We start from the raw sequence: 25,204 nt of genomic DNA on the forward strand, positions 1-25,204 counted from the left end.
AGTATATTATGAATCAATTTCTTTTTCAACCGCGCTGTAAACTGTAACCAGCTGGCAATGAGCCTCGTCCATTAATGTGTTATGATAAATAAAGATTTTTACCCTATGCAAAGAGGTTGGAAGATGATTGCTAAGTTTACTGAAAAACGTACGCTGGTGATGCTGAATGAGTGGTATGACGCCATGGGAAAACGCCAATTCGATCTAGCCCGTTCCCTTCACGAACAAATCAATCAGCATCTCCCCAAATTACAAAAGAATGCAAAGCTCAAACTCAGATATCAGCTGTTTTTCGCACGGTTTCAGCTGCTGTTTGAGAAAAAAGACGGTCTGAATAAGCTGTTCTGCGAGCTGAAGCGGCGCAAAGATGAGATGGATCATGAATTAACTTATTATTTCTATTTTTTCAAAGGGTTACTCCATATGGTGAATGGCGCTCCGAACCGTGCTGTCTGCCGCTTTAAAGAAGCTGAACAGTACCTGCCGGCCATTCAGGACCGTTTCGAAGCCGCTGAATTTTATTATAAAACAGCGGGTGCATATTACATGATGAAGTCGCCTGCGCTCTCCATTCAATATGTCAATAAAGCGCTGGAAATCTATCAAGATGAAGCCGGCTACATCAAAAAAACGCTCAGCTGCCGGCTGCTTCTCGCCGTGAATTATATAGACGAGGCACGCTATGACGACGCAGAACAGCTCTTCAATGAATCCATAAAGATAACGGACCGGATCAATGACAATAACCTGCTGTGCCACGCCTATTATAATTTTGGTTTTTTAAAGACCGCCCAAAAAAAAGATAAAGAGGCCCTCCCTTTTTACAAAAAGGTATTGGGCAATCAGCGTTTCGAGAAAGAGTCTCCCGTTTCCTACCTTCATTGTGTGTACGAAGCGGTCAGAGCACTTTTTAAAACCGGCTCTGCCGCCGAAGGACAAACCGTGCTGCAGAAAGGTTTATATATATCTGAAAAAGTGCAGAACAAGATTATGAAATTGAAGCTGACCGCGCTCAACATACTGTACACCGCTCAGGAGGACCCGTACGACCGATTGCAGAAGCTCGTGCTGGAGCTGCAGAAAATTGAAGCGTGGGTGGATTTGGAAGTGCTGCTTCAGGATATTACTGATTACTACAAAAAAAAGGGCGATTTTGAGAAAGCCGCATTTTTTATCATGCGCGGCTGATCAAAACGCCCCTTCTTTTATCTGACTGAGTTGATTAAGCCCAGCATTTGGTCTCCTAATGTAATCGTGCGGCTGTTCAGCTGATAGGAACGCTGAGACACGATTAAGCCGGTCATTTCTTTTGACATATCGACATTTGAACCTTCAAGCGCGCCCTGCTCCATGCCGATTGCCTGCCGGTTTGCGCCGGTAAGCTCTTCAATCGCTGAAGCCCCCGCGCCGTTCACGGAAAACAGATTATCCCCTTCCGCATGAAGCGCCTGCGGATTATTGACATTGACGATGCCAAGATTAAACGTCTGCGAACGGGTTCCCGCCTGGTCTGAAGCAGTCAGCGTTCCGGTTTTGCTGATTTTCAGCTGAGTCAGCGAACTGTCAATTTGTATGGGCTGACCGTTCTCATCGAGAATGGGATTGCCTCCCGCTGTCATCAGCTGAAGCAGCCGGTCATTTCCGCCGGCCGGCTTGAGGGAAAGTGAGCCGTCCCTGGTATACACCCGCCGTCCGTCCGCTTCTGCCTGAAGATATTGATAAGGTGATGTGAACGCGATATCAAGGTCACGGTCGGTTTTTTTGATGCTTCCCTGCCCTGAGTCCAGCTGCGGAGTCATGACCGTTCCGGCGCCGAGACGCAGGCCGGGCGGCGTTTTCCGCATGTTCGGCGAATTTTCCTTTTTGTCATCTATATGGTCATACTGCTGTCTGATCAGCTCGGAAAAGCGGGAGTCCCTCGCTTTATAGCCTGTCGTATCACTGTTTGAAAGGTTGCTGCTGACTGTATCCATCTGCTGCTGAAGCTGATGTAAGGCTGTTGAAGCCGTCAGCATTGATCTGAGCATCATAATTGAATGTCCCCCATTTTGTTACACTTTACCGATTTCATTTGCGGCTTTATCCATGCTTTTATCGTAAGCCTGAATGACTTTTTGATTGGCTTCAAATGATCTGTATGCTTCCGTCATTTCTGTATACGTGCTCGTCACGTCCACGTTCGAAAGCTCCGAGACGCCTTGCTTTAATGAATACGAGACTTGGGGATTCGCCGCCGCGCTCGGCAGTTCAGAGCCGTCGGCCGTGCTGTATAGGTCATTGCCGTCCCGTTTCAGATTGCGCACGTCTTCTTCCATTCTGATATCAATCTGCCCCGCCGGCCGGCCGTTTGTCGTGACCGTTCCGTTTTCTGATACGATGAATTTTTCATTGTCGACTGTAATCGGCTGTCCGTTTGTTGATAACACAAGGTTTCCGTTTATCGTAAGCTGATTGTTTTCATTTAATGAGAAAGTGCTGCTTTTTGAATAGCGGACGCCGCCTGCGGTCTGCACGGGATAAAACAGCTCGGCGTTTTCATTCGTTTCGGCATTCTTGGGAACCTGATTCTCCATCAGCGCGATATCCGTCGGCTGATCGGTCGTTTTCAGGCTTCCCTGCGTAAACAACGGTTTCAGCTCCTGCATGTATACGCCTGTGTTGACGGAACCGATTTTCGTTTTTTTATCGCCTTCTATTCGGCTCAGAAGCATCTCGGGAAAGGCGCGGATTGAACCTTGATCCTCTTTGTACCCTGATGTATTCGCGTTTGCGATGTTATTTGACAGCATTTCCGTTCTTCTCTGCTGTGTAATCATTGCGGACGTTGCGGTATATAATCCTTTTAACAAGTCTTCCACCTCTGAAATAGCATTATTTCCAGCTGCCTCACCGGAACATTTGTTCTATAATGAAAATCAGCATTTTTCTTATTATCGGATTTACATTCCCGTTCGTGAAGGGTTTGACAGAAAAAAACCCCATTCTTTTTCAGAATGAGGTTTTATCATCAGCTCAGTTTGCGTTTTGGAAGCTTGTCCATGTTATCCAGCATGACGCCGGTTCCGACCGCAACACAATCCATCGGGTTCTCAGCAACAAGAACAGGCACCCTCAGCTCTTCGGCAAGAAGCTGGTCAAGCCCGTTTAACAGCGCTCCCCCGCCGGTAATGATAACGCCGCGGTCGATGATGTCAGCGGACAATTCAGGCGGTGTTCTTTCAAGAACCTGCTTGGCGGCCTGCACAATGACGGCAACTGATTCACGAAGGGCTTCTTCTACTTCTTTGCTGTTTACTGTAATCGTTCTCGGCAGACCGGAAACCATGTCACGGCCGCGGATGGTGATTTCTTCATGACGTGCGTCTGGGAAAACCGTTGCGACCTTCACCTTAATATCTTCAGCGGTACGTTCACCGATCAGCAGCTTATACTCGCGTTTGATATAATTTAAGATTTCCATGTCAAACTTGTCCCCAGCCATCTTAATAGAAGAGGAGGTGACAATATCGCCCATAGAAATAACTGCGATATCTGTCGTACCGCCTCCGATGTCAACAACCATGTTACCGCTCGGCTGGAAGATTTCCATACCCGCGCCGATAGCGGCAACTTTCGGTTCTTCTTCAAGGTACACATGCTTTCCGCCGCTTTTTTCAGCTGCTTCTTTAATCGCTTTTTGCTCAACGGATGTAATATTCGTCGGGCAGCAGATCAGCATGCGCGGTTTTGAGAAAAGTCCTTTTACATTCAGCTTATTAATGAAATGTTTCAGCATGGCTTCTGTTACTTCGAAGTCTGCGATTACGCCGTCTTTCAGCGGACGGATCGCAACAATATTCCCAGGTGTACGTCCAACCATTCGTCTGGCTTCTTCACCGACAGCCAGCACTTTGCCGCTGTTTTTATCAAGTGCCACAACGGAAGGCTCATTCAGAACAATTCCTTTTCCTTTTACATGGATCAGTACATTTGCAGTACCGAGGTCAATTCCAATATCCCTTGCAAACATCTATTTATATCCTCCTTGATATCTGTTTCACAGTAAAATATCCACATTGTGCCCTAATTATATATATTATCATAATTTATCAAAAAAAAGCTGCTGAACGATATAAGTTCTTGACAAAATTTTGCGGATATTCGCGAAACCGCCCGGGAGGAGAAAAAAGGGCCCGGCAGACGTCAGGCGCTACGGCTGCTGAACGGGCTCCCCTTCAAGAATTTCATCCTTCTTGTACTTTAGTTTCGTCGCCTCTCCCCCTCTTAAATGTCTGATGGATTTATGATAATCGAGTATTTCTTTTACTTCATTCGCCAAGTCAGGATTGATTTCAGGCAGGCGCTCTGTCAGATCTTTGTGTACGGTACTTTTGGAAACACCAAACTCTTTCGCAATGACACGAACGGTTTTTTTCGTCTCCACGATATACTTGCCAATCTTGATTGTTCGCTCTTTGATGTAATCGTGCACACCACTCGACCTCCCCAGTTGGATGTGAGAAGTGTGAAATGAGATCCGTATTCTGTAACAGATTCACTGATGATGCAGCTTCTTCGTTGTCCGATTATATAAGAAGGTTTTAGAAATATGCCCACGATCCCTCACCTCAAACACTCTCTTTGATAGGTTTGTAACAGTGTATTAGCAATGAATTGGGAATATGCTAAAAACTCAATAAGGACAAGGGGCGGGTCATAATTTTCTGCTTTTTGGTCGGGGGGTTTACATCCGCGCGATCCTGCTGTAGAATGAAACAGCACAATTAGTTACTTAGGTAAGTTTTTTGAAAAGGAGAACGGAAATGATCCACGTCAACAGACGCCTCATTCACCAAATCAATCAATGCGCCCGCCTGATTACGAAGAAAGCCAATGAACGGCTGGAACCATTCGGCCTGTACTCCTCTCAATGGTCAATCCTATATTGCTTAAAAACGATCGGACCGATGACCCAAAAAGAAATCTGGTCCTATCTGAACGTAGAGGCGCCGACCGTTACCAGAACGATCAAACGCCTTGAAGAAAACGGCTGGATTCAGCGGGAACAGGGAGAAGACAAGCGGGAAAAGCTCGTCGTCCTGACGAAGGAAGCTGAATTGAAATACGACAGCATCAATCAAGAGATGCTGAAGTTCGAGGAAGACATGCTTGCGGATTTCCAAGATGGAGATAAGGAAGCTTTTTCTGAGTTTCTGAATGTGTTTTTAACGAAATAGAAAAGAAAGGGAAGTGCTGTACTTTTGAGTAAATCTGACTCGATCTGGACCAAAGATTTTATTATGGTCGTACTCGTGAATTTATTTGTCTTTGTGTTCTTTTATACATTTTTGGCCGTGCTGCCTATCTATATGATTCAGGAGCTTGGCGGCAGTGAATCGCAAGGAGGGCTTTTGATCAGCCTGTTCCTGTTATCTGCTATTATCACCCGTCCTTTTTCAGGGGCGATTATTGAACGGTTCGGCAAGAAAAGAATGACGATTGTATCCTTAGCGCTGTTCGCCCTGTCTTCTTATTTGTATTTGCCGCTACACAATTTCTATCTGCTGCTCGGACTGCGTTTTTTCCAAGGCATCTGGTTCAGCATTTTAACGACGGTTACGGGCGCAATTGCCGCTGACATTATTCCCGCCAAGCGGCGCGGCGAGGGGCTCGGTTATTTTGCGATGTCTATGAACCTTGCCATGGCGATCGGTCCTTTTCTCGGGCTGAGTCTTGTGAAAGTCATTTCGTTCCCGGTTTTCTTTACGATTTTTGCCGTATTTGTTTCTTTAGGCTTGCTGATTGCTTTTATGATTCGTGTGCCGGATCAAAACAACAGCGGAACGACTGTCTTCCGTTTTTCTTTCTCCGACATGTTTGAAAAAGGCGCGCTTAAAATCGCGATTGTCGGGTTGTCCATTTCTTTCTGTTATTCAAGTGTGACTTCATATTTATCCGTTTATGCAAAGACGATCCACCTGTTAGATGTCAGCGGCTATTTCTTCGTCTGTTTCGCCGTGACGATGATGGCCGCCCGTCCTTTCACAGGAAAGCTGTTTGACAGAGTGGGGCCGGGAATCGTCATCTATCCGTCGATTATCGTGTTCTCCGCGGGGCTTTGCATGCTGGCGATGACAAACAGCGCCCTCATGCTTCTCTTGTCCGGTGCCGTAATCGGTCTCGGATACGGCTCTATCGTACCGTGTATGCAGACGCTGGCGATTCAGAACTCGCCCGGACACCGTTCAGGCTTTGCGACGGCTACCTTCTTCACTTTCTTTGACAGCGGGATTGCCGGCGGATCCTATGTATTCGGCCTCTTTGTCGCTTCGGCCGGATTCCATTCGATTTATCTGGCAGCGGGGCTGTTCGTCCTGATTGCTTTGCTCCTGTATGGCTGGAGCCAGAAAAAAAGAACGCCGCTTGAAGCGGACGGAAACGTTTCAATCGCAGACTGATATGACAAAAAGCCGGGGGCAGCCCCCGGCTTTTTTTATTCGGCCGCTCTTTCCCGCACGATTCGTCCCGCCGCTTTTACATAAGGAGGATGAATATACATAAGCGCCGTATAACCGAGACATGACAAAATGACACCCGCAAACCAGGAGATATCATAGATGCCGGCGAACGCCGGGACGTACATCCCGATTAAAGAAATAAACGCGCCGAGAAAAGTCGCGGCAAAGGCCCGGTAATTATAGCCTTTGTAATAAGTGTACTGTCCGGTTTCCGAATAAAGGTCTTCAACTGAGAGCTGCCTTTTTCTGATGATAAAATAATCAGCCATCATCACCCCGGCCACCGGTCCGAGCATCCCGCCGATGAGCCCGAGAAACGCATAAACATTCGTGGCGCTCTCCATCAGCTTCCACGGTATTGTGAACAGAGCCAAAACGGCGGCCAAATACCCTCCCCTCCTGAATGTAATATACTTCGGCAGGACATTCGCCAAGTCATAGGCCGGTGACACGATGTTTGCCGCCACGTTAACCGAGACGGCGGCGATGCAAAGTGTGATGACCGAAAGAGCGATAACAAAAGGATTATCAAACCGGGCCAAAATCTCCACCACATCCCAAATCGGTTCTCCGAATGCTACCTGTGATCCGGATGTCACTGTAATGCTCGCAAACGCAAACAGCGCAAACGTTCCCGGCAGGCCGTAAAACTGGCCGCGAATCTGTTCTTTTTGCGACGCGGCGAACCGGGTGAAGTCAGGAATATTCAGAATCAATGTCGCCCATATCCCGATAATGCCCGTCACTCCGGCGGCAAACGGCCAAAACGTTTCAGAAAAGGTGTGGAACTTTCCCGGCTGTGAGTAAATCGGTCCGAGCCCGCCGGCAATATCTATCGCCCACCAGACCATGCCGCCGAAGACGAGATAAACAAGCGGGCCCGCCCACACTTCAAATTTTTTGATCGATTCCATGCCGTGCCGCAGCACAAGCAGATGAATGCCCCAAAAGAAAATGAACGACAGAAAACCCGGCAGATGAAGCCCGAGTATATTCCAATCTCCGCCGAGACTCCCCCAGCCCGGCCATATGTTCAAAAGCAGAATGTGCAAAGCCGTGCTCCCGGCAAATGTTTGAATTCCGAGCCACATGATGGCTGTAAACGCCCTGAGAAGCGCCGGAATGTTAGCCCCGTATATTCCGTAAGAAGCCCTGATAATGACCGGAAAAGGCAGTCCGTATTTCGTTCCGGCATGGCCGTTCAAGGCCAAAGCGGCGAACAAAATGAGTGACGCCGTCACGATAATGGCGAGCACCTGCCACGGAGAAAGACCGATCGCAATGAGCCCGCCCACAGTCGCGTAGGTCGGGATATTATGAATACAACCCATCCAGATGGATGCAAAATTCACCGCTTTCCATGTCCGTTCGCCGTCTTCTAAAGGCAGTAAATCTTTGTTGCTTAGCCGATCACTCGTTGTTTTTTTCATTTTCTCCCTCCCCTATGTGCGTTTTCCTTACATCACATGTGAAAAAATATAACTGAAAATTCCGTAAATAACATTGGTCGCTGTCGACAATAATCGTTTTGATTTTTGAGCACATTACACAAAAAAAGAGACGGGGAGAGCCCGTCTCTTTTTGTTGCGCCTGTTAAGAGGCTTTTTTGAGGAGAACCGAAAACCGGAACGCCATCAAAAGGCTTACAGCACCGACAACGATAAGAATCGTCCCAAGCATATGAAAATGGCCGGCGGTAATTTCTTTTCCGAAAAGAATGCCCAAAATGACAGAAGACAAAATCGAACCGAGATACCGGCAGGTCTGAAACAGGCCGGACGTTGTTCCGACCATGTCGGCGGGGCTCGTAGTCAGCATGGCCGCCTGAAACGTGACATTTCCGAAGCCGTAGCCGACACCCAGAACGGACAGGATCAACCCTTTTCCTATCATGGGCGCCTGAAGAAAGAAAAACGTTAACAGCACCGCCCCGATCGCAGTCAGGCAGGTTCCGGCAACAATCGGCTGAAGAAGCCCTTTCTTATCTATCCATTTTCCGGTCAGAGGCGACACCAGAATACTCATGCCCGACATAAACAGCATAATCAATCCGCTTGTCTGAACGGACAAATGCATTTCATCCTGAAAATAGCTCGGAAGCCCGAAAAAGATGCAGTAAAAGAATATATTCAGCAAAATAAATTGAATATACACCGACGATAGTTTCCGATGCGTTTTAAACAGCCTGACATCAATAAACGGCTTCTCTGTTTTCAGCTCGCGCCAGATAAACAGCCCGACAAACAAAAGCCCGAATACGCCTTCTGTATAGTGAGGCTTCGTACTGAAGGACAATAAAAACGACAGGAGAAGGATAATCGTCCCGGCAAACAGGAGTATCCCGATCGTATCAAGCTGGCGGAGCACGCCTTTCAAGCCGCCGATCTCGCGTTTTTCATCTTTCGGAAACATATACATTCCGAGAAAAAAGCTGAGAATGATAAACGGCAGATTGACGAAAAAGATCGCCGGCCACCCTCCCCAAACGATCAGAAAACCGCCGAGAGTCGGACCGAGCGCCGTCATGGCTGATGCAAAGATTGACAGGACGCCCAGCGCCGAAGCCTGCTTCTCCTGTATATTTGAACGGATCAATCCGACGCCGGACGGATATATCGCGCTGCTTCCGATCGATTGAAAAAGACGCATGATCAGCAAAGTCATAAAAGTCGGCGCAAACGGCGCGCCGACCGCCGAAACAGCAACAAGCAGAAGCCCGATCAAAAACAGCTTCTTCCTGCCGAGCATATCACCGAGCTTCCCGGTAACAGGCTGCGCCACCGCGCTGGCCAGATAAAAGGACGATATCAGCCAGGACACCGTTGTAAACGACAGGTGAAATTCATGCTGAATACTGTGAAGCGCAAGAGAAATCATCGACGAGTTCAATGGGTTCAGCATCGTCCCCGAAGCCACGGCCGTCAAGAACAGGACGCGGCTTTTTTTGGAGATTGTCATTTTGTCTGTGCGATAAATTCTTCCGTCGTCCGGCTTCTGCCGATTTTCGGGAAGATAAACTTGAGTGTCGCTTCGTGCTGTTCATCGCTGAATGTCGCCATCGCGTCAGTTACGAAAACTTGCTGATACCCGAGCTGAAAAGCTTCTCGCGCCGTGCTTTCCACACCGATGTTTGTCGCAATCCCGCATAACACAATCGTGTCGATTCCCCGTCTTCTGAGCTGAAGGTCCAGGTCCGTGCCGAAAAACGCGCCCCACTGCCGTTTTGTTACCGTATAATCGTTTTCTTTCACTCCGATGTCAGGCACAAATTCAGCCCAATCCGCCGGCGGAGCCGAATGGCCCGCCGCCTCTTCATCCGTCAGGGGCTTCAGCGCATCCGCTCCGTCATGAAAATCCACGTTCACAAAGCTGATAAATCCGCCTTTTTCCCGGAACACATCAATTAATTTTTTCGCGTTCGGCACAACGGTACCGCTTTTATCAATCGGCACAATGCCTTTTTGTAAATCAATAAGGACCAAAGCCGTTTTTTCAAATTGCAGATTTAATGATGTTGTCATAATGATTCCTCCTGATGCAGTTAGTGTTTCTCCCCCCGTTTATTTTACTCTTTCCCGGACAGGATTTCTTCCGCCGTGCTCCGGCGCTCTTTTATGGATATAAAGTCGCACGACACCCATTTGAAAAAGCAGCATTATGAACGCGAAAAATCATGTCAGATAACCTTACACGAAAATGTTTTATCGTTCTTTTTTCTCTATAATAATGAATTAATCACAATTACATTCTGAATGAGACGGAGGAATACAACATGCAGATGGGCGATACAGTATTTATGTTCTTTTGCGCTTTACTCGTGTGGCTGATGACCCCCGGGCTGGCTTTGTTTTACGGCGGAATGGTAAAAAGCAAAAACGTGCTCAGCACGGCGATGCATAGTTTTTCTTCTCTCGCCATCGTATCCGTCGTTTGGGTTTTGTACGGATATTCACTTGCTTTTTCCCCCGGCAATACATGGCTTGGCGGGATTGAATGGGCCGGGCTGAAGGGGGTCGGCTTTGAACCCGGAAGTTACAGTGATACGATCCCGCATTCCTTGTTCATGATGTTCCAAATGACGTTTGCCGTACTGACGACGGCCATTATTTCCGGAGCATTTGCTGAACGCATGAGATTCAGTGCTTTTCTTGTATTTTCCTTTTTGTGGGCTTCCCTCGTATATACGCCCGTTGCGCACTGGGTATGGGGCGGCGGCTGGATCGGCCAAATGGGCGCTCTTGACTTCGCAGGCGGAAACGTCGTCCACATTTCTTCCGGAGTCGCCGGGCTTGTGCTGGCGATTGTGCTCGGAAAACGCAAGGACGGCACGGCGGCTTCCCCTCACAACTTAATTTACACGTTCTTGGGCGGAGCGCTCATCTGGTTCGGATGGTTCGGCTTCAATGTCGGCAGCGCCCTGACGCTTGACAGTATCGCGATGTTTGCCTTCATTAACACAAACACCGCGGCTGCAGCCGGAATTATCGGCTGGATTTTAATCGAATGGATGCTGAATAAAAAACCGACCATGCTGGGCGCTGTGTCAGGCGCTATCGCCGGGCTTGTCGCCATTACGCCGGCTGCCGGGTTCGTTACGCCGTTCTCTTCCATCGTAATCGGTTTCATCGGCGGGCTTGTCTGCTTTTGGGGCGTTTATTGGCTCAAAAAGACTTTCGGTTATGATGATGCGCTTGACGCTTTCGGCCTGCATGGGATCGGCGGGACATGGGGCGGCATCGCGACCGGTTTATTCGCCACCACTTCCGTCAATGACGGCGGGGCAAACGGGCTGTTTTACGGCGATCCGGGACTGCTCTGGAAGCAGATTGCGGCCATTGCGGCAACCTATGTATTTGTATTTATTGTCACTTTCGTTATCATTAAAATTGTAGGTCTGTTCATTCCCCTGCGCGCCAGTGAAGAAGAAGAGTCACTTGGGCTTGATTTAACGATGCACGGGGAAAAAGCATATCAGGACTTATAAAGTGAGGAGTGGCTTAGATGAGCGGTCAAATGTTCAAGGTAGAAATCGTTACGCGTCCGGCTAAGTTTGAAACATTGAAACAGGAACTCGGTAAAATCGGAGTCACATCGCTGACCTTCTCCAACGTACACGGCTGCGGCCTTCAAAAAGCCCACACCGAACTGTACCGCGGAGTCAAAATTGAAAGCAATGTGTATGAACGGCTGAAAGTGGAAATCGTTGTCAGCAAGGTCCCCGTTGATCAAGTCGTGGAAACGGCGAAAAAAGTGCTGAAAACGGGAGAGCCCGGAGACGGAAAAATATTCGTCTATGAAATCGGAAACACGATTAATATCCGCACCGGAGAAGAAGGACCAGGAGCTTTATAAACAGGCAGAACGCCCGGAGACAGAAATGTCCCGGGCGTTTTTTTCGGGCTTCATTAAAAAGAAGAAACCTTTTTTTCATGCGGGACAGGCCGCTTATGCCGTACGGGTTGTTTTTTCGCATATGTACTGATATTGACCAGTATGCCGCACAAAAACAGCGTCATAATCAATGAAGAACCGCCGTAGCTGATAAACGGAAGCGGCACACCCGTAACCGGGAGAAGTCCGCTCATCGCTCCCAAATTCAATACAACCTGAAACATTAATTGAAACGTAATTCCGATGGCAAGAAGCTTCCCGAACGGGTCATCAGCCCGCACGGCCGTTTTTACGCCGAGAAGCATTAACGCAAAATATAATCCCAAAACGATCAGAACACCGAATATCCCCAGCTCTTCGCTGATCACGGCCATAATGAAATCGGTATGCGCCTCAGGCAGATAGTTCATTTTTTCAACACTGTTTCCAAGCCCTCTTCCGAAAAACCCGCCTCCGGAAATAGCAAAATAGGATTGAATCAGCTGATAGCCGTCCCCGTTCGCGTCACCAAACGGATTGGTAAAGGAAACGAGGCGCTTCACACGATAGGAAGCGGAAAATGCGAGATAAACAACCCCGGACACCGCCGTCGCGCCGAGCACGAACAGATGGCGCTTTTTCAAGCCGGCACATAATAAAATCGACCCGCACGCCGCCAGGATTAAGGAAGCCGTCCCTAAATCAGGCTCCGCCAATGTCAGCAGAAAAGCAGTTCCCAAAATCACTAAAGGCGGCAGAACCCCTTTCACAAATTGATGAATGTACGGCTGCTTTTTCGTATAAATCGAAGCGAAATACAAAATCATCGCGATCTTCGCCAATTCAGACGGCTGTACGACAAGCGGGCCCGCTCCCAGCCACCTGCGGGAAAAATTCCGCTCCAGCCCGATTCCCGGTATCAATACGAGCAGCAGCAATACCAGCGAACCGACCACAAACAGCGGTACAAGCCGCGCATACCGCTTATACGGCAGACAGGCGGCAAATAGAAATAAGCATAATCCGATCAGTAAAGAGGCACTCTGCTTATGGAAGAAATAGGATGGATCTCCGTACCGCTGAGACCCCATCACATCACTGGCGCTGTACACCATTAACAAGCCGAATCCGCAAAGCAGCATAATGACAAACACAAGCGGCAGATCGGCGTTTTTCAAACGTTTCAGCAACGGACAAAACTCCTTCGGCTATTCTTTTCCCGCATACTTGACGCACAGTAATACAGTCACGTTTCATTCTGTTTACTTTTTTATGATTATTTTTAATACCAATTGTGTCTCATAGAAAAAAGCATTACACTGTTCATATAAAATAAAGATAAAAGGTGATATTTGTGAATTACGAACTATTTAAAGCGATCAATGGTTTGTCGCACCATAGTGCCATTCTCGACTCTATCATGGTATTTATTACGGAATACGCCATTTACGCCTACGCCCTTTTCCTGCTTGCCATGTGGCTGTTCGGAAGCACAAAAGGCAGACAAAACGCCCTGTACGCGGGCTTCACGGGTGTTGCAGCGCTTATCGTCAACTACCTCATCACGAAGGTCTATATCGAGCCGCGCCCCTTTGTCGAGCATACGGTTCATACGCTGATCCCTCATGCCGCGGATGCTTCATTTCCGAGTGACCATACGACAGGCGCTTTGGCGATTTCAATTGCGATTCTGTTCCGCAACAAAAAACTCGGCTGGCCGCTTGTGATTTTCGGCCTTTTGACCGGCTTCTCAAGAATTTGGGTCGGCCACCATTATCCGATCGATGTGCTCGGAAGCATTATCGTTTCCCTCATTGTCGGATTCCTGCTGTTCAGATTTTCAAATGTGCTTCGTCCGATTGTCGATCTGATCGTGCGAATCTATGAAAGTATCGTTCATAAAAGCAAATCGACAAACCATAATATATAAAAAAAAGCCGGCGTCTGTCGGGACTGACCCCCGTTTTTGAGACAGGGATCAAAACACCTTTAAGCAGCCAGCTGTCGGTATGTGACCGGCGGCTGGTTGTTTAGTTTCGTTTGAATACGAATGTTGTTATAATAGTGTATATAGGTTTCGACAGTTTGTTCTACGATGGTCGTCGTAGTGCTTTCCAACCTGTCGAGGTAGAACGTTTCAGACTTTAGTGAGGAATGAAACGATTCGATGGAGGCATTATCAGCGGGCGTCCCTTTGCGGGACATGCTCATGGTAATGCCTTTTGTTTTAACAGCTTTCTGATACTCATAAGATGTATAAACAGAACCTTGGTCACTATGTAACACACAGTTCTCTGGCAGTGCGGGCAGCTGATCAAGTGTGTGTAAGACAAAGTCTGTGTCCTGTCTATCGCCAATCGTAAAAGCAATCACTTCTCCATTGTATAAATCCAATATACTGGAAAGATACAATTGTTTCTGCCCATAAGGCAAATATGTGATATCCGTTACTAGCTTTTCCAGAGGGCGATCAGACTGAAAGTTCCGATCCAATATATTCTCGGCCACGGCATATGGCTGCCCATTCTTCTTGCGCTTTTTCACCTTAACCCGGCATTGCCACTGATTCTTCTGCATAATGCGCTGAACCGTTTTATGATTCATACGCATTCCCTTTTTTAATATGGCTGTGATTTTCCGATAGCCATATCGATACTTGTGTTCTCGGCACAACGTGCCGATTTGTTTTTCTAAATGGTATTTAGGGTTATCTTTCATCAGATTCTTCTTCCAACGATAATAAGATGCTCGTGAGATACCTAAATGAATACAGATATCCTTTATGGTCATTGTGCTGCGCAATGCTTCTACAAGCTCGACTGGCGTTTCGCTATCAGCTTCCTTTCCAATTCGTTGTACTTTTTTAACACTTCATTCTGTTGTCTCAGATAACGATTTTCTGCCTGCAGTTTCTCTAATTCGGAAGAATACTCTGGACCTTTTCCATAAGAATATTGCTTTCCGACAGGTTGTTCGAATCGATGTGTGTCCCCAGCTTTATACCACCTGACCCATGTCTGCACCTGCGTCTTATTCTTTATATTCAATTCCTGCATGATCTCCTTCACAGGCACGCCCGCCAATCTCATTTCTACAGCCTTCTGTTTGACTTCAACCGGATAACTCACTCTTGCCCTCATAGAAAAACACCTCCAAGTCTAATTTCGGATAACAACGATCCGTTTTCAAACTTGAAGGTGTTTTTTGTTTGTCTCATATTATGGGGTCAGTCCCGTCACAGACTGCCGGTTTTTGTATGTTTGGCTGTATGCTTTTTCCTTTGTAAAGCACAGAATGCGGCAATGCCGAGACTGTCAATCAGCACATCGCGGAGGCATCCGTTTCTGCCGAAAAAGAGCTGGACGATTTCTGTCAGGAAAGCGGCGGCCAATGCATACAGCACCGCCCTCTTCATGCGCCTGCGCTCCCTGAAAAACAAATAGGCGAGCACAAAAAATGAAAACGCGTGCCCGAGCTTTTGAATCGCCGCTTCCGGTATGGCGAGCTCCGCCATATCGAACACAAAGAAACCGGACACATCCGGATGCGGCGTGAAACGGAAGGACACCGTCTGCGACACAATCATATCGTGAAAGCTTTCAGTCAAAGCCGAAACGAAAACAAAGACGAGCCACCCGGCCGCCAGACATTTATTCATTCAGCATCTCCTTCGTTTTATACTAGTATAAAGGCACATGCGGCAATATGAAAAGCGCCTATCAGAGCTGATAGGCGCTTTGGGATCAAGATTACTTGCCCGAATCTTTCATTGAGCCGTCATCTTTACCATCTGTCTTGTCTTTTGTGCCGTCCTCTTTGTCACCTGGTTTTTCTTCGGTTTCTTTTTTAGGCGTCACATCTTTTTTCTCGGAAGACTGCTGAATTGACCCTTCCGTTTCTTCTGTCACAGCGTTTTTCTCTTCAGCCGCCGCTTTTTCAATAGATGTTACCGGCTTGTCCATAAAATTGAGCGGGTTCATCGCTACGCCGTCCTTGCGGATTTCAAAGTGCACGTGATTTCCGCTTTCTTCACTGTAAAGATTTTTTCCGGATTTACCGATAACCTGGTTCTGCTTTACTTTGTCGCCCTGATCCACGCTGACTTCAGATAAAGACTGATAGACAGTAGACAGGCCGTCTGAATGTTCAATTTCAACCACATACCCCAGTACCGGGTCTTTAGCAGCTTTAACAACCGTACCGCTCAGAGAAGCAGAAACATCAAATGATTTTCCGTCTTTCTCAGCTAAGTCAATTCCTTTACTGAGGCTGTACGTGTTATTATAGTTAACAAGTGCTGCTTCTTTCTCTTTTTTTGCGGCATCAGTTTCATAAAACTTTTTCACAACAGAAACATTTTCAGAATGAGCAGCCGGCATTGCGACGTTTTCCATTGACTTGCCTACTTCGACGGCATCGTCTTTGCCGCTGTCATACGCGGAGTTTCCTCCGTTGTTCGTCAGATTGTCCTTCACATCATTCGAAACGGATTGATACCAAAGGACAGCTGTTAAAATGACGGCCGCACTGACTAAGTAGATTGCAGGGAATATCCAGCGTTTGCGAAAAAACCGCTGAAGTTTTTTGACTTGAGAAGTTTTCTTTTCTTCCTCTCTCATTTGTTCATCACCTCAGCAACATTCTGAACACTTTTCTGAAAATATATACACATCCATAAAAAACTTTTTTGGAAATAGTATGTGCAGATTGCACTTGATTATGTAATAAAATGTGAAGGGAGATCCCGGAATATGAATTTGACCCTGCGCAAAGCCGTATTGGAGGATTTAGATGCGGTGGTGGCCATATACAACTCGACGATTGCCTCACGAATGGTAACGGCTGATACGGAAGAAGTGACGCCCGAAGACCGGATGGATTGGTTTTTGCGGCACACGGACCGGCGCCCGCTGATGGTCGCGGAAGATGAAACCGGCAAAGTGGCGGCCTGGATCAGCTTTGAAACGTTTTACGGCCGTCCGGCCTATGACAAAACGGCGGAGATCAGCATCTATCTGCATCAGGATTGCCGCGGCAAAGGAGCAGGAAGCTTTCTGCTGAAAGAAGCCCTGGCACTCGCTCCGGCAATCGGCATCCGCAGCCTGATGGCTTTTATCTTCGGACATAATGTGCCGAGCATTAAGCTGTTTGAAAAATTCGGTTTTACCGAATGGGGCGTATTCCCGGGTATCGCCGAAATGGACGGAAAACGATATGACTTGAACATTTTAGGGAGAGAACTGTCATGATCACCATCGATAAAGAGAAAGACGAAAACCAGCCGCTCAATAAAAAAGCCCGTTCCCTTGCCGACATCGCCAAATGGGGAAAGATCACCGCCGTGTTTCTGATCATCACGGGCTCTCTTTCCGCTCTGTCAGCCATTGTGACGCTGCTCGGAGCCATTCCGGGGGTCCTGCTCATCATTTCCGGCGTCATGCTGATGCGCTCGGCAAAAGCGGCTGCCGCACTTCAGGAAGGACTAGAAGAAAACGAGGAAGAAAGTATGCTTGCACATTACGCGTCATTTATCAAAATGCAGTTTTTTTATGCGGCATCCAGTGTGGTATTGGGCATTCTCGCTTTTATTTTAGTCGTCATCTTCGCTGTCATCGGAATTATCGCTTATCACAGCACTGATACGTATGACACGCCTGATTCATATTACTATGAGAACGACCCGGTGTTTGAATGACAAAAAGAGCTGATCGCGCGTCAGCTCTTTTTTAATAAAGCATTTCTTTTTTCCGGTCTTCTTCCGTTAAAAATTCAATAAAGCTCTTCATCGCAGACGGCTCCTCGGCAATCAGCCGGGTATAGGCGCTTTTCCGTTCCTCGGACAGAATATCGCTTTTTCTGATTCTGTTCAGCATATAAAGGCGGATCGTTTTTTGCACCTGTTTCCGCTGATAGCAGGCTTCCTTAAAAAACGCAAGACCCAGAGCCGCAAGGAGGGCAAAAATGCCGGCCGATACGAGAGCTCCTCTCCCGGAAGGGGCCTGAATCAAAAGCGATGCCAGATGAAACAGACTAAAAGCGGCGAGCGGGAAAGCAAGAAAACGGTAAATGATGCTTTTTTTCATCAGCGGCGCGATGGCGATTTGTATTTTCTGAATTTCTTTTTTTATGAATCCCGGCAATTGTTCCGCATGCTCCAGCTTCATGCCCTCTCCCCTTTGCTGTCATTTTTGTCTTCTTTTTCATATATGCATATTTTACCGCACCCGGAACTTTCTTTGAAAGAAAACTGCATTCATCTTTGATTCCGGCTCTTTATTCTTTCAAAATGTCAATGTTATAATTTGAAATGGGAATCAGATTGCTGCACTTGTCGGAATACTAATGGGCACAGTCTTGATAAATATGATATAGCGGGGTTGCAAAGTGAGCATTTCATTTATTTTATTCGGATTTTTTTTCGTTTTAAATATACTTTTGGCCGTCATCATGATTTTCAAAGAAAGACGCGATGCCAGCGCTTCATGGGCTTGGCTCTTGGTTCTTTTTTTTATTCCCATTTTAGGGTTTATTTTATACCTGTTATTCGGCCATAACCTGAGACGCAAGCATCTGTTTCAGTGGGAAGACCGTAAAAAAATCGGGATTGAAAAGCTGCTGAAGTCTCAGCTGAAGGATCTGAAGTCGAGGCAATTCCAATTTAACAACAGGGCGACTGTGGATAATAAAGACCTCATCTATATGCTTGTCATGAACAACCACGCAGTCTTTACAGAGGATAATTCGGTGGAGATTTTGACGGACGGGCGCGATAAGTTCAAACGCTTAATGAAGGACATTTCCAACGCAAAAGATCACATTCACCTTCAATACTATATTTATAAAGGTGATGAACTGGGAAAAAAATTGCGCGATGCCTTAGTGAAAAAAGCACGCGAAGGCGTAAAAGTCAGAGTGTTATATGATGAACTCGGTTCAAGATCACTCAGAAAAAAATTCTTCAAACCGCTGCGGGACGCCGGCGGCCATGTGGAAGTCTTTTTTCCTTCCAGGCTTCGTCCGATTAATTTGCGGCTCAATTACCGGAATCACCGCAAGCTCGTCATCATTGACGGCGAAACCGGCTATGTCGGCGGCTTTAACGTCGGAGATGAATATCTCGGCCTGAATCCGAAATTCGGCTACTGGCGCGATACGCACCTCAGGCTTCAAGGCACGGCGGTACACGCCATTCAGACACGGTTTATCCTCGATTGGAACCAAGCCTCCCATCATCATACGCTCACATACGTTCCGAATCATTTTCCGGAATGCGAGCCGAAGGGCAATGTCGGGATGCAGATTGTCACGAGCGGACCGGACTCAGAATGGGAACAAATTAAAAACGGCTATATCAAGATGATCTCAACGGCAAAACGGTCAATCCTGATTCAGACGCCTTACTTTATTCCTGACTCAAGTCTTTTAGATGCCCTCAGGATCGCCTGTCTGTCAGGCATCGACGTCAAAATCATGATTCCGAACAAGCCGGATCACGCTTTCGTTTACTGGGCGACTTTATCTTACATCGGCGATCTTTTGAAAGCCGGAGCCTCAGTCTACATTTACGATAACGGCTTTATTCATGCAAAAACGATTGTCGTCGATGATGAGACGGCTTCAGTCGGTACGGCGAATATCGACGTCAGAAGCTTCAGACTTAATTTTGAAGTCAACGCCTTTATTTATGACGTCACCATTGCGAAAAAACTCATTTCCTCATTTAAAGAAGATCTGCTCGTCTCCAGAAAATATACGTATGAAGAATATCAGGAGCGTTCGCTGCGGATCCGCATTAAAGAATCGATTTCAAGACTTCTTTCGCCGATTTTGTAATTCCCGGGGTGTTTCTCGGGAATTTTCTGATACAAAAACGGACACGGCATGAAAAAACACATTTTATATTCAAAAGAATGACCTAATAGTGTATAAATGAAAAGTGAGTATTTTTTTGTAAAGGAGTGCCATAGTTTGAAACCTGAATCAGTGAATCGTTCGCTTATTTCTATTTCGAAATGGGGAAAAGCGACAGGTATTTTATTTATTATTATGGGTGCGTTTGCGGCGCTGTCGGGCGCGTTTTTCTTTTTAATCGGAGCCATTCCCGGCGTTCTGCAGATCATTGCCGGCATTTTTCTGATGCGCTCGGCAAATGAAGCGGGACAGATGGCGGAGCAGTTCAATGAACTGACAGAGGAACATATGCTGGAAAATTATGCAAAGTTCGTGAAAATGCAGGGGATCTACCTGATTGTGACGGTCGGCTTGTCCGTTCTCGGTATCGTTCTCTTCATTGTCCTCATGACGCTCGGCATCGTGGACGGCGTGTTTAATAATATTGATGCCAATACATATTAAAAAGGAAAATCCCGGCGCATCCGCCCGGGATTTTTTCTTATTCCGCTTCTCCGACAACGGGAAAGTTTTTCTGCTTTGGATTTTCCAATTCGTTCAATACGGCGATGGCATAATGGCGCAGCTGATGCAGCTGTCTGCAAATATTCTTTCAGACATTCCGGCTTCAGCCAGACGTGTCGCCATCACATCAAAAAAGCTTTTCCTCAGAGTTTCAATTGAAATCACTCAATTGTTCGACTGTTCCTGATCAGGTTTAGAAGCAAGAATTGTGATTCTGCAAAATAAGGATAAAAGCCCTGATGGAACAAGACCACTTATCATACAGTTTTTTGGGTATTTGTAATTAAATTACAATTGTTCTTAATATTCACTCATGTATTCATGCTATTATATTGAAAGGAACGATCAAAAGCGTTGGCGTTCGTTAAATATTTACGAGTGCTCCTCATGTCAAAGTCAGAAAAAATAGTATAGGAGGTAACATATGTTTAAGTTTAAAAAGAAATTCTTAGTTGGATTGACGGCAGCTTTCATGAGTATCAGCATGTTTTCGGCAACCGCCTCTGCAGCTGGCACAGATTACTGGCAAAATTGGACTGATGGGGGCGGAACAGTCAACGCTGTCAATGGATCTGGCGGGAATTACAGTGTTAATTGGTCTAATACCGGAAATTTCGTTGTTGGTAAAGGCTGGACTACAGGCTCGCCATTTAGAACAATAAACTATAATGCCGGAGTCTGGGCGCCGAATGGCAATGGATATTTGACTTTATATGGCTGGACGAGAGCACCTCTCATCGAATATTATGTAGTGGATTCATGGGGTACTTACAGACCTACCGGAACGTATAAAGGTACTGTAAAGAGTGATGGAGGTACATATGACATATATACAACGACACGTTATAACGCACCTTCCATTGATGGCGATAACACTACTTTTACGCAGTACTGGAGTGTTCGCCAGTCGAAGAGACCGACCGGAAGCAACGCTGCAATCACTTTCAGCAATCATGTTAACGCATGGAAGAGCCATGGAATGAATCTGGGCAGTAATTGGGCTTATCAAGTCTTAGCGACAGAAGGATATAAAAGCAGCGGAAGTTCTAATGTAACAGTGTGGTAACAGCTCATCTTTAATTAGGGGCAGCTAACGGGCTGCTGATCGTTCCTAGAGAAATTTTATAATGATTGTTAAGAGGCGAACGGTTTTGGCATTGCCGGAGGCAGGATATCATTTTTTGTTTAACTTGCTCACAGCTGACACCTTCACATAAGTCTTAAGCAAAATAAAAATATCCCGGCAACCGCCTCCTTTAGTTCCGGAGGATTTCTTCATTAAACAGATCGCAATCCGCATCCAGGCGTGTCTGAATATGGAGCCAAAACCGTGATTTCCTCATTATCCATTGTAACCATTTCTGTTACACCTATAGCGGCATGAACCCATCTCTTTTTAACAAAAGAGATGATTCATTACATCATAAAGGGACTTGCTCGCAAGTTCATTCTCCATTGCCCGCTGTACGCTTCCGAACGTCTCATCGAGCGCGCGCTGAATATTTTTGCCGACCGGACAGTCGGGGTTCGGATTGTCGTGAACCGCAAAAAGCTCTTCCTTATTCTGCACCGCCCTGTAAACCTCTAAGAGGGTGATCTCCGACGGATCTTTTTTCAGGCTGGCTCCCGGAACACCCGCTCGGGATGTCAGAATACCCGCTTTTTTCAGCTGGCTGATCGTTCTCCGCACGACGACGGGATTGGTGTTTACGCTGCCCGCAATCATATCCGATGACGCCCGTTCATCCGTTGAGATCAGCGATAGAATGTGAATGGCCACAGCAAGACGGCTGTTAATCATGTTTTTCACCACCGTTGTAACCGAAATAGTTACATTTCATTTGTTTGTCAACTACTAATATACACTAAAACGGGCGGCAGGATGAAATCAAGTTGGCAATAGAGGTGTAAACAGGCCGGCGGGAAACCGGCCGAAGAGGGATTAAAATAAGAAATAACGCTGTCCGAGCGGAACATAGCTGACGGGCTGGCATGCCAGCTCTTCTCCGTCGGCGAACACCTGATAAGTTTTCGGATCGACTTGTATATTCGGCATCGCGTCATTCAGCTTCATGTCGAGCTTACTCAGCTTACGGATATTCCGTACGGGAGAAATCATTTTTTCAAGGCCGAGCTTTTCCGGCACACCGTTTGCGATACCGGCCTGGGACATAAATGTAATAGAGGTATTTCGGTTTGCTTTACCGTATGATGCGTACATCTGCCGCATAAACACGGGCTCAGGCGTCGGAATGGAAGCATTCGGATCTCCCATCTGGGCGCGGGCGATCATGCCGCCTTTGAGCACAAGTTCAGGTTTGACGCCGAAGAAAACCGGGTCCCATAGTACAAGGTCGGCGAGCTTTCCTTTTTCAACGGAACCGACTTCATGGCTCAGGCCGTGAGTGACGGCCGGGTTGATCGTGTATTTGGCGATATAGCGTTTGGCGCGCACATTGTCATTGCCGTTTTCTCCTGATAGAGCGCCGCGCTGTTTTTTCATTTTATCGGCCACCTGCCATGTCCGGATAATCACTTCTCCCACCCTGCCCATCGCCTGCGAGTCAGATGACGTCATGCTGATCGCGCCGATATCGTGCAGAATATCCTCCGCCGCAATGGTGGCCGCTCTGATGCGTGAATGACTGAACGCCACGTCTTCAGGCACTTTTGAATCTAAATGATGGCAGACCATCATCATATCAAGATGCTCGTCCATCGTGTTGACGGTATACGGGATCGTCGGCGTCGTAGAGGACGGCAGGATATTGGCGTAAGATGCGAGTTTCATAATATCCGGTGCGTGGCCTCCGCCGGCTCCCTCTATGTGATATGTATGGATAACCCGGTCGCCGATCGCATCAAGCGTATTTTCTAAAAAGCCCGCTTCATTTATCGTGTCTGTATGGATCGCCACCTGAATGTCCGCCTCATCCGCTGCTTCCATGCAAGCTTTAATGGCGCTTGGCGTTGATCCCCAATCTTCATGCAGCTTCAGGCCGATCGCGCCTGCTTCCACCTGCTCGATCAGCGGCGCTTTATCGGATGCATTCCCTTTTCCTAAGAAACCGACATTGATCGGAAACTCCTCGGCCGCTTCCAGCATTCTCGACATGTACCATGCACCGGATGTACAAGTCGTCGCTTTACTTCCCGTCGCAGGACCCGTTCCGCCGCCGAGAAGCGTGGTCACGCCTGAAGAAAGCGCGACTTCCATCTGCTGCGGGCAGATAAAGTGGATATGCGTATCCACCCCGCCGGCCGTTACGATTTTCCCTTCGCCGGAAATGACTTCTGTTCCGGCACCGATAATCATGTGCGGGTCCACCCCATCCATAATATCAGGATTGCCGCTTTTTCCGACGCCGACAATCCGGCCGTCCTTCACCCCGATATCCGCCTTGACGATTCCGGTATAATCCAGGATAACGGCGTTTGTAATGACCAGATCAAGCGCTCCGTCTTTCCCGGTGATACGCCCGTTCTGCCCCATGCCGTCCCGGATTGTTTTCCCTCCGCCGAAAATCATTTCTTCACCGTAATTCGTGAAATCTTTTTCGACTTCAATCCATAAATCCGTATCTCCGAGTCTGACTTTGTCTCCCGTTGTCGGTCCGAACAGTTCTGCGTATTGCTCACGTGACATTTTCATCGGATCGCCTCCTCCATCCATCCGGCTTTTTTAAGATTTGACAGAGTCTTCTCTTTTCCCCGCTCATCCATATACGTATCGGCCATGCCGTTGAGACCTCTGACCGTTTTTCGCCCTCCGATTTCCACGAGCGTGACGGTTTTCTCTTCTCCCGGTTCAAAACGGACAGATGTGCCTGACGGGATATCAAGGCGCATGCCGATTGCTTTGTCCCGATTGAAGGAAAGGGCGCCGTTGGCTTCGGCAAAATGAAAATGCGATCCTACCTGCACTGACCGTGTTCCGTTATTGGTGACTGACACCTCCAGCGTCTTCCGGCCTTCGTTAATGGTGATGATCCCCTTTGCGACTTGAATCGCTCCCGGCTTCATGACTTCACCTCCGCCTTGATCGGCTGATGAACGGTGACAAGCTTAACCCCGTCCGGGAACGTCGCTTCCACCTGAATGCTGTCCAGCATTTCCGGAACGCCTTCCATAACGTCTTTTTCCGTCAATACATTGCGGCCGGATTCCATCAGCTCAGCAACGCTTTTTCCGTCTCTCGCGCCTTCCATCAGATAACAGGTCAAATATGCGGCGGCTTCGGGATAATTCAGCAGAACGCCGCGCGCCTTCCGCTGCTTAGCGAGCTCTCCCGCCGTAAAAATAAGCAATTTTTCTTGTTCAACCGGTGTCAGTTTCATCTGTATTCCCCCTTAGTGATAGTCAAACACAATCCGCATGGTCATACCGAAACGATGCAGGCGGCCGTCACCCCCTTCACCTCATGAAATGTTAAGTGATAAAAGTTATTCGACGGTGAACGACCCGATTCCTTTTGCAGAAATTACCGATTTCTCATTTTTTTCTTCAACAAACGTTTAATCAAATGTGAAGAAAGGTTACATTCTTTGTGAATATTATAAAGAAATCGCCGGTGAATTTATAGAATATTTAAAAATTTAGTGAATATTAACCAAATGAACTGGAATTTTTGTCATTTCTCATAACAAAAAGCCCAAAATATTTTGGGCTTTTGCTGTGTTTCACTATCAAATTAATCATCACTGAGTTTATCTTTCGTTTTGCCGACACCCTTTTGCAGGCTGCCTTTCGCTTTGTCTTTTTTACCTTCCGCTTTTAAGTCGGACTTGTTTGCCATGTCGCCTGCTTTGTCCTTTGCTTCCCCTTTCATTTTGTTCATGCCGCCTTTTACTTTGTCTTTTAAACCGTTATCTTGACTCATGATCTCTTCAGCTCCTTTTTTGTTCTGTGTACTTGTTTTCTTC

The 25,204-nt window shown here is 47.2% G+C and carries 29 protein-coding genes; 12 read left to right on the top strand and 17 right to left on the bottom strand.

Annotated features, from left to right (window positions below; genetic code table 11):
• Window positions 1–123 precede the first annotated feature (123 nt).
• Window positions 124–1,188, top strand: a complete 1,065-nt coding sequence (locus tag JNUCC21_RS19055) for a tetratricopeptide repeat protein (RefSeq protein WP_369878408.1) — start codon at window positions 124–126, stop codon at window positions 1,186–1,188.
• 17 nt (window positions 1,189–1,205) lie between these two features.
• On the opposite strand, the gene JNUCC21_RS19060 is transcribed toward JNUCC21_RS19055, so the two are convergent.
• From JNUCC21_RS19060 to spoIIID, 4 genes are all read right to left on the bottom strand, one after another.
• On the bottom strand, window positions 1,206–2,027 hold the full coding sequence (locus tag JNUCC21_RS19060) for a flagellar hook-basal body protein (protein ID WP_012118640.1): 822 nt from the start codon (window positions 2,025–2,027) through the stop codon (window positions 1,206–1,208).
• A gap of 24 nt (window positions 2,028–2,051) precedes the next feature.
• Window positions 2,052–2,849: a flagellar hook-basal body protein gene (locus tag JNUCC21_RS19065; RefSeq protein WP_072589654.1), complete on the bottom strand. Its 798-nt coding sequence runs from the start codon at window positions 2,847–2,849 to the stop codon at window positions 2,052–2,054.
• 158 nt (window positions 2,850–3,007) lie between these two features.
• Window positions 3,008–4,009, bottom strand: coding sequence for a cell shape-determining protein Mbl (gene mbl / locus JNUCC21_RS19070; RefSeq protein ID WP_003151237.1), 1,002 nt, complete (start codon window positions 4,007–4,009; stop codon window positions 3,008–3,010).
• Window positions 4,010–4,189: 180 nt separating this feature from the next.
• Window positions 4,190–4,471 (bottom strand): sporulation transcriptional regulator SpoIIID, encoded by a 282-nt coding sequence (gene spoIIID, locus JNUCC21_RS19075; RefSeq protein ID WP_003151236.1) that lies wholly within the window; start codon window positions 4,469–4,471, stop codon window positions 4,190–4,192.
• A 331-nt stretch (window positions 4,472–4,802) separates the two neighbouring features.
• Here spoIIID and JNUCC21_RS19080 point away from each other — a divergent pair, with 331 nt between their 5' ends.
• Window positions 4,803–5,216, top strand: a complete 414-nt coding sequence (locus JNUCC21_RS19080; protein WP_007407562.1) for a MarR family winged helix-turn-helix transcriptional regulator — start codon at window positions 4,803–4,805, stop codon at window positions 5,214–5,216.
• A gap of 24 nt (window positions 5,217–5,240) precedes the next feature.
• Entirely contained in the window at window positions 5,241–6,437 is a 1,197-nt protein-coding gene (locus tag JNUCC21_RS19085) for an MFS transporter (RefSeq protein ID WP_012118641.1), read from the top strand.
• 35 nt (window positions 6,438–6,472) lie between these two features.
• Here the strand turns inward: JNUCC21_RS19085 and JNUCC21_RS19090 are convergent, their stop codons facing one another.
• The 3 genes from JNUCC21_RS19090 to JNUCC21_RS19100 all read right to left on the bottom strand — a co-directional run bounded on the left by JNUCC21_RS19090 (window position 6,473) and on the right by JNUCC21_RS19100 (window position 10,018).
• On the bottom strand, window positions 6,473–7,927 hold the full coding sequence (locus tag JNUCC21_RS19090; RefSeq protein WP_072589655.1) for an NCS1 family nucleobase:cation symporter-1: 1,455 nt from the start codon (window positions 7,925–7,927) through the stop codon (window positions 6,473–6,475).
• A gap of 163 nt (window positions 7,928–8,090) precedes the next feature.
• The gene (locus JNUCC21_RS19095; protein ID WP_369878409.1) at window positions 8,091–9,455 is read right to left on the bottom strand and encodes an MFS transporter; all 1,365 of its coding nucleotides are present in this window, start codon (window positions 9,453–9,455) and stop codon (window positions 8,091–8,093) included.
• Entirely contained in the window at window positions 9,452–10,018 is a 567-nt protein-coding gene (locus JNUCC21_RS19100) for an isochorismatase family protein (protein ID WP_012118644.1), read from the bottom strand. Before JNUCC21_RS19100 ends, JNUCC21_RS19095 begins: the two co-directional genes overlap by 4 nt.
• Before the next feature lie 251 nt (window positions 10,019–10,269).
• Between JNUCC21_RS19100 and JNUCC21_RS19105 the strand changes: the two genes are divergently transcribed.
• Window positions 10,270–11,481, top strand: coding sequence for an ammonium transporter (locus JNUCC21_RS19105; protein ID WP_156735451.1), 1,212 nt, complete (start codon window positions 10,270–10,272; stop codon window positions 11,479–11,481).
• A gap of 17 nt (window positions 11,482–11,498) precedes the next feature.
• The gene (locus JNUCC21_RS19110) at window positions 11,499–11,849 is read left to right on the top strand and encodes a P-II family nitrogen regulator (protein WP_003151222.1); all 351 of its coding nucleotides are present in this window, start codon (window positions 11,499–11,501) and stop codon (window positions 11,847–11,849) included.
• A gap of 53 nt (window positions 11,850–11,902) precedes the next feature.
• Here the strand turns inward: JNUCC21_RS19110 and ftsW are convergent, their stop codons facing one another.
• Window positions 11,903–13,057 carry a putative lipid II flippase FtsW gene (gene ftsW / locus JNUCC21_RS19115; RefSeq protein ID WP_007407568.1) on the bottom strand — a complete coding sequence of 385 codons (1,155 nt, stop codon included), beginning with the start codon at window positions 13,055–13,057 and terminating at the stop codon, window positions 11,903–11,905.
• A gap of 164 nt (window positions 13,058–13,221) precedes the next feature.
• Between ftsW and JNUCC21_RS19120 the strand changes: the two genes are divergently transcribed.
• Window positions 13,222–13,797 (top strand): undecaprenyl-diphosphatase, encoded by a 576-nt coding sequence (locus JNUCC21_RS19120; RefSeq protein WP_012118646.1) that lies wholly within the window; start codon window positions 13,222–13,224, stop codon window positions 13,795–13,797.
• A gap of 59 nt (window positions 13,798–13,856) precedes the next feature.
• Here JNUCC21_RS19120 and JNUCC21_RS19125 read toward each other — a convergent pair.
• The 3 genes from JNUCC21_RS19125 to JNUCC21_RS19135 all read right to left on the bottom strand — a co-directional run bounded on the left by JNUCC21_RS19125 (window position 13,857) and on the right by JNUCC21_RS19135 (window position 16,486).
• Window positions 13,857–15,007 (bottom strand): IS3 family transposase gene (locus tag JNUCC21_RS19125; RefSeq protein WP_094031235.1). Its coding sequence is split into 2 segments (ribosomal slippage): window positions 13,857–14,734 and window positions 14,734–15,007, totalling 1,152 coding nucleotides; the frame shifts between segments, so codons are not numbered across the junction.
• A 95-nt stretch (window positions 15,008–15,102) separates the two neighbouring features.
• On the bottom strand, window positions 15,103–15,525 hold the full coding sequence (locus tag JNUCC21_RS19130; protein WP_007407570.1) for a VanZ family protein: 423 nt from the start codon (window positions 15,523–15,525) through the stop codon (window positions 15,103–15,105).
• A gap of 91 nt (window positions 15,526–15,616) precedes the next feature.
• The gene (locus JNUCC21_RS19135; protein WP_007407571.1) at window positions 15,617–16,486 is read right to left on the bottom strand and encodes a M23 family metallopeptidase; all 870 of its coding nucleotides are present in this window, start codon (window positions 16,484–16,486) and stop codon (window positions 15,617–15,619) included.
• A gap of 138 nt (window positions 16,487–16,624) precedes the next feature.
• Between JNUCC21_RS19135 and JNUCC21_RS19140 the strand changes: the two genes are divergently transcribed.
• Together JNUCC21_RS19140 and JNUCC21_RS19145 are read left to right on the top strand one after the other, a co-directional pair.
• Window positions 16,625–17,116 (top strand): GNAT family N-acetyltransferase, encoded by a 492-nt coding sequence (locus JNUCC21_RS19140; RefSeq protein ID WP_089072492.1) that lies wholly within the window; start codon window positions 16,625–16,627, stop codon window positions 17,114–17,116.
• The gene (locus tag JNUCC21_RS19145) at window positions 17,113–17,562 is read left to right on the top strand and encodes a DUF5362 family protein (RefSeq protein ID WP_369878410.1); all 450 of its coding nucleotides are present in this window, start codon (window positions 17,113–17,115) and stop codon (window positions 17,560–17,562) included. Before JNUCC21_RS19140 ends, JNUCC21_RS19145 begins: the two co-directional genes overlap by 4 nt.
• A 31-nt stretch (window positions 17,563–17,593) precedes the next feature.
• Here JNUCC21_RS19145 and JNUCC21_RS19150 read toward each other — a convergent pair whose 3' ends face one another.
• Window positions 17,594–18,031 (bottom strand): DUF5392 family protein, encoded by a 438-nt coding sequence (locus JNUCC21_RS19150; protein WP_369878411.1) that lies wholly within the window; start codon window positions 18,029–18,031, stop codon window positions 17,594–17,596.
• 220 nt (window positions 18,032–18,251) lie between these two features.
• Between JNUCC21_RS19150 and cls the strand changes: the two genes are divergently transcribed.
• The 4 genes from cls to xynA all read left to right on the top strand — a co-directional run bounded on the left by cls (window position 18,252) and on the right by xynA (window position 21,348).
• Window positions 18,252–19,700, top strand: coding sequence for a cardiolipin synthase (gene cls / locus JNUCC21_RS19155; protein WP_007407575.1), 1,449 nt, complete (start codon window positions 18,252–18,254; stop codon window positions 19,698–19,700).
• A gap of 135 nt (window positions 19,701–19,835) precedes the next feature.
• Window positions 19,836–20,222, top strand: coding sequence for a DUF5362 family protein (locus JNUCC21_RS19160; protein WP_029325726.1), 387 nt, complete (start codon window positions 19,836–19,838; stop codon window positions 20,220–20,222).
• Complete coding sequence (locus JNUCC21_RS19165; RefSeq protein WP_369878412.1) at window positions 20,203–20,469, top strand: hypothetical protein; 267 nt, start codon at window positions 20,203–20,205, stop codon at window positions 20,467–20,469. Before JNUCC21_RS19160 ends, JNUCC21_RS19165 begins: the two co-directional genes overlap by 20 nt.
• A 237-nt stretch (window positions 20,470–20,706) precedes the next feature.
• Window positions 20,707–21,348, top strand: coding sequence for an endo-1,4-beta-xylanase XynA (gene xynA, locus JNUCC21_RS19170; protein ID WP_007407578.1), 642 nt, complete (start codon window positions 20,707–20,709; stop codon window positions 21,346–21,348).
• Window positions 21,349–21,678: 330 nt separating this feature from the next.
• Here xynA and JNUCC21_RS19175 read toward each other — a convergent pair whose 3' ends face one another.
• The 5 genes from JNUCC21_RS19175 to JNUCC21_RS19195 form a co-directional block, all read right to left on the bottom strand.
• A complete protein-coding gene (locus JNUCC21_RS19175; RefSeq protein WP_003151203.1) occupies window positions 21,679–22,083 on the bottom strand; it encodes an Rrf2 family transcriptional regulator in 405 nt (134 codons plus the stop codon).
• 141 nt (window positions 22,084–22,224) lie between these two features.
• Complete coding sequence (ureC, locus tag JNUCC21_RS19180; protein ID WP_007407580.1) at window positions 22,225–23,934, bottom strand: urease subunit alpha; 1,710 nt, start codon at window positions 23,932–23,934, stop codon at window positions 22,225–22,227.
• Window positions 23,931–24,305, bottom strand: a complete 375-nt coding sequence (gene ureB / locus JNUCC21_RS19185; protein WP_012118652.1) for an urease subunit beta — start codon at window positions 24,303–24,305, stop codon at window positions 23,931–23,933. Before ureB ends, ureC begins: the two co-directional genes overlap by 4 nt.
• Window positions 24,302–24,619: an urease subunit gamma gene (gene ureA, locus JNUCC21_RS19190; protein WP_007407581.1), complete on the bottom strand. Its 318-nt coding sequence runs from the start codon at window positions 24,617–24,619 to the stop codon at window positions 24,302–24,304. Before ureA ends, ureB begins: the two co-directional genes overlap by 4 nt.
• Before the next feature lie 353 nt (window positions 24,620–24,972).
• Window positions 24,973–25,161 (bottom strand): CsbD family protein, encoded by a 189-nt coding sequence (locus JNUCC21_RS19195; protein WP_012118653.1) that lies wholly within the window; start codon window positions 25,159–25,161, stop codon window positions 24,973–24,975.
• Window positions 25,162–25,204 lie beyond the last annotated feature (43 nt).

Origin of the sequence: Bacillus sp. JNUCC-21 (assembly GCF_041222765.1) — a bacterium.
GTDB classification, from domain to species: domain Bacteria; phylum Bacillota; class Bacilli; order Bacillales; family Bacillaceae; genus Bacillus; species Bacillus velezensis.